We start from the raw sequence: 12,647 nt of genomic DNA on the forward strand, positions 1-12,647 counted from the left end.
TCGGCCACTGGCCGTCGAATTCGATTGGCGCGCCGCGGAAAGCCGTGGCGCGCCATTGCCTTACTCGGCCGCGTCGGGCAGCCGGACAGGGTTGTCGTCGAGCTTGGTATTCTCCAGCTCGACATTGAGGCCGAGAGACCGCATTTCCTTGACGAGAACGTTGAAGCTCTCGGGGATGCCGGCCTCGAAGGTGTCGTCGCCACGGACGATCGCCTCGTAGACCTTGGTACGGCCGGCGACGTCGTCGGACTTCACCGTCAGCATTTCCTGCAGCGTGTAGGCGGCGCCGTATGCTTCCAGCGCCCAGACCTCCATTTCGCCGAAGCGCTGGCCACCGAACTGCGCCTTGCCGCCCAGCGGCTGCTGCGTGACGAGCGAATACGGACCGATCGAACGCGCGTGGATCTTGTCGTCCACGAGATGGTGAAGCTTGAGCATGTAGATGTAGCCCATCGTCACCTTGCGGTCGAACGGCTCGCCGGTGCGTCCGTCATAGAGCTGCGACTGACCGCTGGTGTGCAGGCCCGCCTGCTCCAGCATGATGTTGATGTCAGCCTCATGCGCGCCGTCGAACACCGGGGTAGCGATCGAGACGCCGCGGCGCATCTGCTCGCTGAGGCGAACAATGCTCTCGTCGTCATAGTCACGAACCGGCTCGTTGCGGTCGTTGGCCGGAATGAAGCTCTCGAGCGTCTTGCGCAGCGGCTTGATGTCGCCGGCTGCCTTGTACGTGTCGATCAGCTCGCCGATCTTCCTGCCCATGCCCGCGCATGCCCAGCCCAGATGCGTTTCCAGGATCTGGCCGACATTCATGCGGCTCGGCACACCCAGCGGGTTGAGCACGATATCGGCATGCGTGCCGTCCTCGAGGAAAGGCATGTCCTCGACCGGAACGATCCGCGACACGACACCCTTGTTGCCGTGACGGCCGGCCATCTTGTCGCCGGGCTGCATCTTGCGCTTCACGGCCACGAAGACCTTGACCATCTTCATGACACCCGGAGGCATTTCGTCGCCGCGCTGGACCTTCTCGACCTTGTCCATGAAACGCTGTTCGAGTGCCTTCTTGGAATCGTCGTACTGGCCACGCAGCGCTTCCAGTTCGCTCTGGAGCTTTTCGTTCTCCACGGCAAACTGCCACCACTGCGAACGCGGATACTCGTCGAGCGTATCCTTGGACAGCGTCGAGCCCTTCTTGAAGCCCTTCGGTCCAGCGATCGCTTCCTTGCCGACGAGCACGTCGGAAAGACGCGCATAGACGTTACGGTCCAGAATGGCCTGCTCGTCGTCGCGGTCCTTGGCGAGGCGTTCGATCTCCTCGCGCTCGATCGCCATGGCGCGCTCGTCCTTCTCCACACCGTGGCGATTGAACACGCGCACCTCGACGACCGTGCCGAAAGTGCCCGGAGGCATGCGCATCGAGGTGTCGCGCACGTCGGACGCCTTTTCGCCGAAGATGGCGCGCAGAAGCTTCTCTTCCGGCGTCATCGGGCTTTCGCCCTTCGGCGTGATCTTGCCGACCAGGATGTCGCCCGGCTGAACTTCGGCGCCGATATAGACGATGCCGGCTTCGTCGAGGTTTTTCAGCGCTTCTTCCGAAACGTTCGGGATATCACGCGTGATTTCCTCCGGCCCGAGCTTGGTATCGCGCGCCATGACCTCGAACTCCTCGATATGGATCGAGGTGAAGACGTCATCGGCGACGATGCGTTCGGACAGGAGGATCGAGTCCTCGTAGTTGTAGCCGTTCCACGGCATGAACGCGACCAGCACGTTGCGGCCGAGCGCCAGATCGCCGAGCTCGGTCGACGGACCGTCGGCGATGATGTCGCCCTTGTTGACCCGGTCGCCCATGCGAACCAGCGGACGCTGGTTGATGCAGGTGTTCTGGTTCGAACGCTGGAACTTCATCAGACGGTAGATGTCGACGCCGGACTTGCCCGGATCGAGATCTTCGGTGGCGCGGATAACGATACGCGTCGCATCCACCTGGTCGACGATGCCGCCGCGGCGGGCGCCGATGGCGGCGCCCGAGTCACGGGCGACGATCGGCTCCATGCCGGTGCCGACGAACGGCGCCTCGGCGCGCACCAGCGGCACGGCCTGACGCTGCATGTTCGAGCCCATCAGAGCGCGGTTGGCGTCGTCGTTTTCCAGGAACGGGATCAGGGCCGCGGCCACCGACACCATCTGCTTGGGCGACACGTCCATCAGATCGACGTTTTCGCGCGGCGCCATCATCACTTCGCCGGCACTGCGGCAAATGACGAATTCGTCGACGAAACCACCGTTTTTGTCGAGCTCGGCGTTGGCCTGCGCGACATGGTGCTTGGCCTCTTCCATCGCCGAGAGATAGACGACGTCATTGGTCAGCTTGCCGTCGACGATCTTGCGGTACGGGCTCTCGATGAAGCCGTACTTGTTGACGCGTGCGAAGGTGGCCAGCGAGTTGATCAGACCGATATTCGGGCCTTCCGGCGTCTCGATCGGGCAGATGCGGCCGTAATGCGTCGGATGCACGTCGCGCACTTCGAAGCCGGCGCGCTCGCGGGTCAGACCGCCCGGTCCAAGTGCCGAAAGACGGCGCTTGTGGGTGATCTCCGACAGCGGGTTGGTCTGATCCATGAACTGCGACAGCTGCGAGGAACCGAAGAACTCGCGCACGGCGGCAGCCGCCGGCTTGGCGTTGATCAGGTCCTGCGGCATGACCGTGTCGATCTCGATCGAGGACATACGCTCCTTGATCGCGCGTTCCATGCGCAGCAGGCCGACGCGGTACTGGTTTTCCATCAGCTCGCCGACCGAACGCACACGGCGGTTGCCGAGATTGTCGATGTCGTCGATCTCGCCCTTGCCGTCACGCAGTTCGACCAGTGTCCTGACCACGGCCAGGATGTCGTCCTTGCGCAGCACGCGCACGGTGTCCTCGGCCTTGAGCTCGAGACGCATGTTCATCTTGACGCGGCCGACAGCCGACAGATCGTAGCGCTCGCTGTCGAAGAATAGCGAGTTGAACATGGCTTCGGCGGTTTCGAGCGTCGGCGGCTCGCCGGGGCGCATCACACGATAGATGTCGAACAGCGCGTCCTGGCGGCTCTCGTTCTTGTCGACGTTGAGCGTGTTGCGGATATAGGCGCCGACATTGACGTGGTCGATGTCGAGAACCTTGATCTCCTCTTCGCCGGTGCCGAGCAGCACCTTCAGCGTCTTCTCGTCGATCTCGTCGCCGGCTTCGAGGAATATCTCGCCGGTGGCGTAGTTGACGATGTCCTCGGCCAGATAGTTGCCGAGCAGATCCTCGTCCGTCGCCTTGATCGCCTTCAGACCCTTTTCACCAAGCGCCCGTGCCTGGCGCGCAGTGATCTTCTTGCCGGCTTCGACGACGACTTCGCCGGTATCGGCATCGACCAGGTCGCCGACGGCCTTGAGGCCGCGGAAACGCTCGACGTTGAACGGAATGCGCCAATGGTCGCCGGCGCGCTTGTAGGTGATCTTGTTGTAAAAGGTCGACAGGATCTCTTCGCCGTCCATGCCGAGCGCCATCAACAGCGACGTCACCGGAATCTTGCGGCGGCGATCGATGCGGGCGTGCACCACGTCCTTGGAATCGAACTCGATGTCGAGCCACGAGCCGCGATAGGGAATGACGCGCGCGGCAAACAGAAGCTTGCCCGACGAGTGCGACTTGCCCTTGTCATGGTCGAAGAAAACGCCCGGCGAACGGTGCATCTGCGAAACGATGACGCGCTCGGTGCCGTTGACGATGAAGGTGCCGTTCAAGGTCATGAGCGGCATGTCGCCCATGTAGACGTCCTGCTCCTTGATGTCCTTGATGGACTTGGCGCCGGTATCCTCGTCGATATCGAACACGATGAGGCGCAGCGTCACCTTGAGCGGCGCGGCATAGGTCAGGTCGCGCTGACGGCATTCGTCAACGTCGAATTTCGGTCCTTCGAACTCGTACTTCACGAACTCCAGCATCGAGGAGCCGGAAAAATCGGAGATCGGGAAGACCGACTTGAAAACAGCCTGCAGTCCCTCGTCCGGACGCCCACCCTTGGGCTCCGCCACCATCAGGAACTGGTCATAGGATGCCTTCTGAACCTCGATCAGGTTCGGCATCTCCGCAACTTCCGGAATCTTTCCGAAGAACTTGCGTACGCGTCTGCGGCCATTGAAAGTCTGGGTCTGGGCCATCGTCGCTCCTTAGCTCTAAACTCGGGACGAGCCTCGCCGCGGCTCGCCTTGCATGCTGGGCCACCTTGGCGGCAACCCTCTGTCTGTTTTCCCGGCGCCTGTCGGCGGCCGGCTAGAACGGGAGAAAACCCGTTTCCTGAAGGCCGGTTTTCGGCCCTCAGGAAAGAGGTTCTCGTAGATCTCGCGTTACGCGCTCCCTTCGGGCGAAGGGAGTGGCGGACGGCGCGAGGCCGCCCGCCGCTTTTACGCTTACTTCAGTTCGACCTTGGCGCCGGCTGCTTCCAGCTGGGCCTTGAACTTGTCAGCGTCGGCCTTGGAAACGGCTTCCTTGACCGGCTTCGGAGCCGCTTCGACCAGATCCTTGGCTTCCTTGAGGCCAAGACCGGTGATGGCGCGGACTTCCTTGATGACGTTGATCTTCTGAGCGCCTGCCTCGGTGAGGACGACGTCGAATTCCGTCTTTTCCTCGACCGGAGCAGCAGCGGCCGCACCGCCGCCAGCAGCGGCAACCGCCACCGGAGCAGCGGCGGAAACGCCCCACTTTTCTTCCAGAAGCTTCGACAGCTCGGCCGCCTCGAGGACGGTCAGCTTCGAAAGGTCGTCTACGATCTTTGCGAGATCAGCCATTGTTGTGTTCCTTCATAAGGTTCGAACGTGTGTTTGTGATAGCGAGGAACGGCCTCATGCCGCCTCGTCCTTCCGGGCGTAAGCGCCGATGACGCGCGCGACCGAGGCCGCTGGCGCATTGACGATCTGGGCGATCCGGGTTGCCGGCGTGGCGATCATGCCAACCAGCCTGGCGCGCAACTCATCGAGCGACGGAAGTGTGGCGAGTGCCTTCACACCGTCGGCATTGAGCGAGGTGGTGCCCATTGCGCCGCCGAGAATGACGAGCTTGTCATTTCCCTTGGCGAAATCGGACGCGACCTTCGGCGCCGCAATCGGATCCTCCGAATAAGCAATCAGCGTCTGTCCCTTGAACAGCTCGATGATCGATGCGGAGTCCGTGCCCTGAAGAGCGATTTTGGCGAGACGGTTCTTCGCGACTTTGACGGTGCCACCGGCGGCGCGCATTTTCGACCGAAGGTCGTTCATTTGCGCGACGGTGATACCGGCGTAGTGGGCCACGACCACTGAACCTGCGTTCGAGAACGCACCGTTCAGGCCCGTGACGAGTTCGCGTTTTTCCGCTCTGTCCACTGCCTATCTCCAGTTGACCCCAATCCTGTTAACGGGAACATCCCATTGACGAGGACAGGCGTCGGGTTGCCTTTTGTCGGCCGGGCCATCCAGTAACGGATCTCCCGAACGACGCTCGAGGATCCTGCCCCCTTTCGCCACATCGACAGTCAAGCCGGCGATGCGCAGACAAAAGGCAAACACGGTTCGAACCTTTCATTGGAGCAGTCGCTCCATTGTCCGGTCTTCACCCGTCTCATGCAGGCCCAAATCGAATTAAGGCTTCTGGGCCGCCTGCAATCTCGGACAGGATGTCCGGAAACCTCTCGGCTTCCGGTACCGGGCCGCCGACAAGTCGGAGGCCCGGAATTCACTTGCGGATCAGCCCTTTAGCGACCGATCCAAATGTTCGTATCAGGACGCTGTGAGCGTCGCGACGTCGAGCTTGAGGCCCGGGCCCATCGTCGAGGTGACCGACACCTTCTTGACGTAGTTGCCCTTGGCGCCAGTCGGCTTTGCCTTGGTCACGGCATCGGCGAAGGCGCGGATGTTCTCTTCCAGGGCCTTGACGTCGAACGAGACCTTGCCGACGCCGGCATGGACGATGCCAGCCTTCTCGACACGGAACTCGACGGCGCCGCCCTTGGATGCCTTGACGGCGGCGGCAACGTCGGTGGTGACGGTGCCGACCTTCGGGTTCGGCATCATGCCGCGCGGGCCGAGCACTTTGCCCAGACGGCCGACCAGCGGCATCATGTCCGGCGTGGCGATGCAGCGATCGAAATCGATCGTGCCCTTCTGGACGATGTCGACCAGATCCTCGGCACCAACGATGTCGGCGCCGGCGGCGCGCGCTTCGTCGGCCTTGTCGCCGCGAGCGAACACGGCGACACGCACCGAGCGACCGGTGCCGTTCGGCAGGTTGACCACGCCGCGGACCATCTGGTCGGCATGGCGCGGGTCGACGCCGAGGTTCATGGCGACTTCGATGGTCTCATCGAACTTCACCGAGGAACGGTCCTTGAGCAGCTTCAGCGCATCACCCAGGGCATAAGCCTTGTTGGGATCGATGCCTTCGCGGGTCTTCGATACGCGCTTTGCAATCTTTGCCATGATCTTAGCCCACCACTTCCAGACCCATCGAGCGGGCGGAGCCCTCGACCATGCGCATGGCCGCTTCGACGTCGTTTGCGTTTAGGTCTTTCATCTTCGCGGTGGCAATCTCGCGGACCTTGTCACGCGAAACCGTACCGGCCTTGACCTTGCCCGGCTCCTTGGAACCGGACGTCAGGTTCGCCGCCTTCTTCAGGAAGTAGCTCACCGGCGCCGTCTTCATGACGAAGGTGAAGGACTTGTCCTGATAGTAGGTGATGACGACCGGAACCGGCGATCCCTTTTCCATTTCCTGGGTCTGCGCGTTGAACGCCTTGCAGAACTCCATGATGTTGATGCCACGCTGACCAAGCGCCGGGCCGATCGGGGGAGACGGCGTAGCCGATCCCGCTTTCACCTGGAGCTTGAGCTGGCCTGCAATTTTCTTAGCCATCTCTTTTCCTGCCTTTGTCTATGCCGGCCATACCGGCGGTTGCAGTCTGGTGGTGCGATCCATGCGGCCGGCTAAAGCCGCATTCGTCTCCCACCGTTCTCAGGCCGCGCTTCCGCGCCGCCTCCCCGATCGCCAAACTGGCGCCAGGGATTTCGGATCAGCCCTTTTCGACCTGTCCGAATTCCAGATCGACCGGCACGGCGCGCCCGAAGATCGAAACTTCCACCTTGAGCCGCGCCCGCTCCTCGTCCACTTCCTGGACGAAACCGTTGAACGACGCGAAGGGACCATCCGAAACGCGGATCGCTTCGCCGATCTCGAACGTGACCGAGGGCTTGGGCCGCTCGACGCCCTCCTGCACCTGGTTCAGGATGCGCTGCGCTTCCGCCTCGGTGATCGGCACCGGCTTGGAGTCACCCAGGAAGCCGGTGACCTTCGGTGTATTCTTGACCAGCGAGAACACGGCGTCGGTCAAATTGGCCTTCAGCAGCACATAGCCCGGGAAGAACTTGCGCTCGGCATCGACCTTGCGGCCGCGGCGAACTTCGACGACCTTCTCGGTCGGAACCACGATCTGGTGGATGTCGGCGGACAGGCCCTTCTGCTTGGCCTTGTTCTCGATATCCTCGGCGACCTTCTTTTCAAAGTTCGAATAGGCGTGGACGATGTACCAGCGCGCGGTCATTTCAAGACTTCTCCGTAATCGCCGGACTTAGCGTCCGATGCCCAGAATCTGTTCGACCGCGAGGCCCATGAGCTGATCAGCGGTGAAGAAAAAGATCATCGCGATCACTGCGAAGGCCAGAACCATCACCGTCGAGATCATCGTTTCGCGCCGAGACGGCCAAGTCACCTTGGCGGTCTCCGCGCGGACCTGCTGGAGAAAGACGAAAGGATTTGTGGTTTTCGAAGCCATATGCCGCTCTGTCTTCAAGACCCGTTGGCCGGGTCTCCTGGATGATCCCGCTGGCCGGGACGTACCGCCTGAGCGAATTTCGCGCCGAATCAGCGCAATCATTTCGCCCATGCAAATCAGACGCGTAAAGCCGGCTTCCCAGCTCCACGCGTCGCGTGTCTGTTTCGTCTACATAAAACCGATTCTTGATCCACGCAAGTGGCAAGTCTCCGCTTTATGACCAAACACCGCCTCGGAACCATCCAGTCGTTCCGTCCCGGCTATGGCGCTCTTATGCCCCAATCGACCCTATATGGCAAGCGGGTCGCCGATTTCAAAGGCCAGACCAGGAAAATATCGTTTTGAAACGCCATTTTGAGAAATGGCGAAACATTGCGTTGAGTGCCATTCCAAGAAATGGCACGGGCAGCAGGGCTCGAACCTACGACCTGCGGTTTTGGAGACCGCCGCTCTACCAACTGAGCTATGCCCGTATCGTGCGCATGTCGGCGCAGCAGGCGCTTCCTAAAAGCTTCCGCACGCTCTGTAAAGAGCGGTTTGCAAGCAAACCCGCCTTAACCCCGACAAGGCCCTCCGGGTCGATCTCGAGCTCCCGCCTGAAGTCGCCAGCGCGCGATTGCGCGATTGCGCGAGATGTCGCCTGCCCTCCTCGATGTGGAGCGTCCTCAAGCGACACTCGTGGCAGGCCGCGGCCGGGCGCGTGCAAGCCAAAGCGCCCAGCCGCATACCAGAAGTTCGCATGCGAACGTCCAGTGCAACACAAAACTCAAGACCCAGTTGCTGTAGCTCGCAGGCACGGTGACGAGTTCGAATGCCTGTCGGTCGAACGGCATCAGCCACAATATCGGCGACGCCAGCGTATCGAGGATCATGTGCAGCATGGCGGCGGCAAAGAAGGCAGCCGTGGCGGCCAGATACGATCGAGCCCGCCAGTTGACGAGAACCAGCGACAACAACCCTGTGGCCGCCCAGAACAGCGGCCGATGCGTCACGTAGGCGTGATGGTGTGTGCGTCCGCCGTCGATGAAATGGAAATACAGCATGTCGATGTCGGGGATGACGCTGCCGACCATGGCGGCGCACAGGATGCCCGGGCTGCCAGGCCAGTGCCTGCGCATGAACGTGCCGAGAATATAGCCGCTGGGAAGATGGGCGATCAGCATCTCGGGATCGTTCACGGTTGCAGGCCGGTGCAGCATTCCGCCCTATTGTGGCGCTATTCCGGATGCCTGCGCCTGATACGCTTCGTGCCGATCAGGGTTTCGTACCCGGTGGCCGATAGGGGCCGCCCGGCACGCCCCAGCCCCAGGCCGGCATCGGTTCCGTCTCGGGATCGCATGTCTCGCCGAGATTGGAGTTCATCTTGGCCAGACGCGATCCCCATTCGACATAGCCCATGAAGGCCGAACGGAATTCGGGATCGTCGGGCAGGCCGACCGCGTCGGCTGCATCGGCCAGGAGGCTGATCCAGCGTCGGCGCTGCTCCTCGCTCAGATGCTTGCCCAGATGGTGCATGACCATCTCGCGGTGGCCGCCGAACTGCTCGCTGTAGGTCTTCGGTCCGCCGAAAACCTCGCCGATGAAGGCCGCGACATGGGCGGGGTGATCCGGCGACATGGTCTTGAACACCGGCCCGACGATCGGGTCCTGCGCCACCTTGTCGTAAAAAGTCTGGGTCAGCCGGTTCAAGGCCTCGCTGCCGCCGGCCCATTCGTAGAGTGTCGGGATATCCTGGCTCATTCTCGATCCTCCGCCTGCCTGTGCCGTCAGCAGCGACGATAGCGGATGAATCGGAAGTGTCTCAACCTGCCTCGATGGCCAGTTCGTGACTTCGCCGCGGTCTACAATTTGGCCGGCGCGTCAGCCTCGGCATTGGCGGAAGGCCGGATCCGGCAATTCTCGGGTCGTGGCACCGCCTCGCAAATGGTGGCACCGGTCAGCGCGTCGACCGATTGCAGGCCCGTCGTCAGTCCGACCTTCAGCATCATGCCGGGTTCCAGCCGGCGCTCGACCGAGCGCCGCTCGATCGCCGCGAACAGGGCGGGACCGATCGCCATCTCCTCGAGATAGGCCTTGACCATCTGCTTTTGCCCCATCGGGTAGAGGCTAAGTCGCGCCTGGGGACCGACAAGCCGCTTGATGCCGCCGGCAAGCATCAGCGCGCAGGCCGAATCGCACTCCACGCCCGCATCGATGCTCAGCCCGGCATAGGCGCCCTCTTTGGCCAGGCAATTCCACGCTCCTGGGTCACAGCCTACGAAATCGGTGCGGCCAACCGCGACGTCGAGCTTCTTTTCATGGATAAGCCGTCCCGCCGCCAGGGCGCTGAACAGGTCGCCTCCCCTCGAGCTGATTACGACAGGCAATTGCCGTTTGCCGAGCGTGGCGAGCAATTGGCGCAGCTTCTGCGGGGTCTGAGGGGTGATCGCGCCTTCCGCCGAGATCCATTCCGGGCAATCTGGATTGCAGAGCGGATTGGTGCCGCGAACGACAACGAAGCGCATGTCTTCATCGCGCCGCGCCGGCTCGGGTTCGATCGCCAGCGGAGTAGGCCTGGCCGCGGTCTCCGTCAGGCCATCAGGCTTGTCCCCCGGCATTTCCCGGCAATTCGTGGCCAGGCGGCCGGGCTCGCACAGGCTTGCCTCGGTCAACAGGCCTACAGCGTCCGTACTGGTGACCAGCTTCATCGCCAGCATGTCGTCGAGGGCGATCTGGTGGATTTCGCTGGCCGGGGTGCCCTTCATCGTTTCGAGCATGCTTTGTTCGATGCCCATCTGTTTCAGGTAGGCCGCCAGCTTTTTCTCCACCGACTTGCTCATCTCGTAGGTCTTGTAGCTGCCGGCGTTCTTGCGGCTGACGATCTTTGTGTTGAGGATCTTCTTCTTGCCGCCCACGACGCGATAGGTGGTCCGGTATTGCAATTTCGTGCGGATGTAGGTCGTGGTGATCTGATGGACGCCGAGATAGGCCCATTCGCCGGCCACCCGCCTGATACCGCCGGCAAACATCAGAGGACAGGCGGAATTGCACATGGCGCCATAGTCGATGACATCGCCGAAGTAGCGGGCGTCACGGTCCTGGCACCCCTTCGCCCCAGGCTGGCAGCTGGAAAATACCGTCTTGCCGATGGCGATATCGAGCTTGTTCTTGCGGATCAGCCGGCCAAGCGTCAGCGCCGCCTCGACATTGCCGCCGGGAGAATCCACGACAACAGGCAGTTTCCGCCCGCCAAGCGTCTTCAGCATGCGTTTGAAGAGAGCCGGCGTGCCGGCTTCTATCGAGCCCTCGGCCGATATCCATTCCGGGCAGATCGGCTCGCACCCCGGTGCGTTGCTGCGGACAATGCCGAACCGCATCGTCGGACCGAGATCCGGGGCCGTGTCCGCCGCAAAGGCACGCCCCGTGACAAGCAACGCCAGCAGGCAGATCAATGCCAGCGACCACAATGCCCGACAACGGTGAAGGCACCCTGAAACCATTCTGCAAAAAGCCCCTTGATGCAACCTATACTAGACGAGGTCCAAAGGCTTGCAACAGGGTCCGAGCGACAAGATGGCACCGGGTTCTGGGGCAAAAGAAAAGGGCGGCCCCGAGGACCGCCCTTTCCGTTTCGAACCTGACCGGCAGAGGCCGGTGTAGCTATTCCTTGATGGTGACGACGATGCCGGCACCGACGGTGCGGCCGCCTTCACGGATAGCGAAGCGCAGCTTCTCTTCCATGGCGATCGGCACGATCAGCTCGACATCGACCGTGATGTTGTCGCCAGGCATCACCATCTCGGTGCCTTCCGGCAGCGACACGATGCCGGTCACGTCGGTCGTGCGGAAGTAGAACTGCGGACGGTAGTTGGTGAAGAACGGCGTGTGACGGCCACCTTCGTCCTTGGTCAGGATGTAGGCTTCGGCCACGAACTTCTTGTGCGGCTTCACCGTGCCCGGCTTGGCCAGGACCTGGCCGCGCTCGACACCTTCACGATCAACGCCGCGCAGCAGCGCGCCGATGTTGTCGCCGGCCTGGCCCTGGTCGAGCAGCTTGCGGAACATCTCGACGCCCGTGCAGGTCGTCTTGGTCGTCGGACGGATGCCGATGATTTCCAGCTCCTCGCCGACCTTGACCACGCCGCGCTCGACGCGGCCGGTGACGACCGTGCCGCGGCCCGAGATCGAGAACACGTCTTCGATCGGCATCAGGAACGGCTTGTCGAGCGGACGGACAGGCGTCGGGATGTAGGCATCGACCGCAGCCATCAGCTCGCGGATCGCGTCTTCACCGATCTTCTTGTCGCTATCTTCCAGGGCAGCCAGCGCCGAACCCTTGACGATCGGAATGTCGTCGCCGGGGAACTCGTTCTTGGTCAGAAGCTCGCGAACCTCGAGCTCGACCAGTTCGAGCAGCTCGGCGTCGTCGACCTGGTCGACCTTGTTCAGGAACACCACGATCGACGGCACGCCGACCTGACGGGCAAGCAGGATGTGCTCGCGGGTCTGCGGCATCGGGCCGTCGGCAGCCGACACGACCAGGATCGCGCCGTCCATCTGCGCGGCACCGGTGATCATGTTCTTCACATAGTCGGCGTGGCCGGGGCAGTCGACGTGAGCGTAGTGGCGGGCAGCCGTCTCGTATTCGACGTGCGCCGTCGAGATCGTGATGCCGCGCGCCTTTTCTTCAGGGGCAGCGTCGATCTGGTCGTAGCGCTTGTATTCGCCAAAATACTTGGTGATCGCCGCCGTCAGCGACGTCTTGCCATGGTCGACGTGGCCAATCGTGCCGATGTTCACGTGAGGCTTGTTACGCTCGAATTTACCTTT

General features: G+C 62.1%; 11 protein-coding genes and 1 tRNA gene. All 12 read right to left on the minus strand.

The features are described from left to right. Nucleotides 1-60: 60 nt before the first annotated feature. On the minus strand, nt 61-4,197 hold the full coding sequence (gene rpoB, locus EOA16_RS22320) for a DNA-directed RNA polymerase subunit beta (RefSeq protein WP_127260184.1): 4,137 nt from the start codon (nt 4,195-4,197) through the stop codon (nt 61-63). 249 nt (nt 4,198-4,446) lie between these two features. Then, nucleotides 4,447-4,824, minus strand: coding sequence for a 50S ribosomal protein L7/L12 (gene rplL / locus EOA16_RS22325; RefSeq protein ID WP_027038853.1), 378 nt, complete (start codon nt 4,822-4,824; stop codon nt 4,447-4,449). A gap of 54 nt (nt 4,825-4,878) precedes the next feature. After that, nucleotides 4,879-5,397 carry a 50S ribosomal protein L10 gene (gene rplJ, locus EOA16_RS22330; RefSeq protein ID WP_013531412.1) on the minus strand — a complete coding sequence of 173 codons (519 nt, stop codon included), beginning with the start codon at nt 5,395-5,397 and terminating at the stop codon, nt 4,879-4,881. Nucleotides 5,398-5,790: 393 nt separating this feature from the next. Next, on the minus strand, nt 5,791-6,489 hold the full coding sequence (rplA, locus tag EOA16_RS22335; protein ID WP_127260185.1) for a 50S ribosomal protein L1: 699 nt from the start codon (nt 6,487-6,489) through the stop codon (nt 5,791-5,793). A 4-nt stretch (nt 6,490-6,493) separates the two neighbouring features. Next, a complete protein-coding gene (rplK, locus tag EOA16_RS22340) occupies nt 6,494-6,922 on the minus strand; it encodes a 50S ribosomal protein L11 (RefSeq protein WP_013531410.1) in 429 nt (142 codons plus the stop codon). A 157-nt stretch (nt 6,923-7,079) separates the two neighbouring features. Next, nucleotides 7,080-7,607, minus strand: coding sequence for a transcription termination/antitermination protein NusG (gene nusG, locus EOA16_RS22345; RefSeq protein ID WP_013531409.1), 528 nt, complete (start codon nt 7,605-7,607; stop codon nt 7,080-7,082). Nucleotides 7,608-7,634: 27 nt separating this feature from the next. Beyond that, nucleotides 7,635-7,838 carry a preprotein translocase subunit SecE gene (gene secE, locus EOA16_RS22350; RefSeq protein ID WP_013531408.1) on the minus strand — a complete coding sequence of 68 codons (204 nt, stop codon included), beginning with the start codon at nt 7,836-7,838 and terminating at the stop codon, nt 7,635-7,637. A 397-nt stretch (nt 7,839-8,235) separates the two neighbouring features. Continuing rightward, nucleotides 8,236-8,311 (minus strand) — tRNA-Trp (locus tag EOA16_RS22355). A 192-nt stretch (nt 8,312-8,503) separates the two neighbouring features. Further along, nucleotides 8,504-9,001 carry a metal-dependent hydrolase gene (locus EOA16_RS22360; protein WP_127260186.1) on the minus strand — a complete coding sequence of 166 codons (498 nt, stop codon included), beginning with the start codon at nt 8,999-9,001 and terminating at the stop codon, nt 8,504-8,506. 91 nt (nt 9,002-9,092) lie between these two features. Next, nucleotides 9,093-9,578, minus strand: a complete 486-nt coding sequence (locus tag EOA16_RS22365; protein ID WP_127260187.1) for a group II truncated hemoglobin — start codon at nt 9,576-9,578, stop codon at nt 9,093-9,095. A 101-nt stretch (nt 9,579-9,679) separates the two neighbouring features. Next, the gene (locus EOA16_RS22370) at nt 9,680-11,317 is read right to left on the minus strand and encodes a hypothetical protein (protein WP_127260188.1); all 1,638 of its coding nucleotides are present in this window, start codon (nt 11,315-11,317) and stop codon (nt 9,680-9,682) included. A gap of 160 nt (nt 11,318-11,477) precedes the next feature. Further along, on the minus strand, nt 11,478-12,647 hold a 1,170-nt coding region (gene tuf, locus EOA16_RS22375; RefSeq protein ID WP_127260237.1), incomplete at its 5' end, for an elongation factor Tu.

It is taken from the genome of Mesorhizobium sp. M7A.F.Ca.US.008.03.1.1, assembly GCF_003997495.1.
GTDB lineage: Bacteria > Pseudomonadota > Alphaproteobacteria > Rhizobiales > Rhizobiaceae > Mesorhizobium.

Excerpts from the sequence above, each read along its gene's own strand:
- rpoB (WP_127260184.1), bottom strand. The coding sequence starts at position 4,197 with ATGGCCCAGACCCAGACTTTCAATGGCCGCAGACGCGTACGCAAGTTC.
- rplL (WP_027038853.1), bottom strand. The coding sequence starts at position 4,824 with ATGGCTGATCTCGCAAAGATCGTAGACGACCTTTCGAAGCTGACCGTC.
- rplA (WP_127260185.1), bottom strand. The coding sequence starts at position 6,489 with ATGGCAAAGATTGCAAAGCGCGTATCGAAGACCCGCGAAGGCATCGAT.
- rplK (WP_013531410.1), bottom strand. The coding sequence starts at position 6,922 with ATGGCTAAGAAAATTGCAGGCCAGCTCAAGCTCCAGGTGAAAGCGGGA.
- nusG (WP_013531409.1), bottom strand. The coding sequence starts at position 7,607 with ATGACCGCGCGCTGGTACATCGTCCACGCCTATTCGAACTTTGAAAAG.
- secE (WP_013531408.1), bottom strand. The coding sequence starts at position 7,838 with ATGGCTTCGAAAACCACAAATCCTTTCGTCTTTCTCCAGCAGGTCCGC.
- EOA16_RS22360 (WP_127260186.1), bottom strand. The coding sequence starts at position 9,001 with ATGCTGATCGCCCATCTTCCCAGCGGCTATATTCTCGGCACGTTCATG.
- EOA16_RS22365 (WP_127260187.1), bottom strand. The coding sequence starts at position 9,578 with ATGAGCCAGGATATCCCGACACTCTACGAATGGGCCGGCGGCAGCGAG.
- EOA16_RS22370 (WP_127260188.1), bottom strand. The coding sequence starts at position 11,317 with ATGGTTTCAGGGTGCCTTCACCGTTGTCGGGCATTGTGGTCGCTGGCA.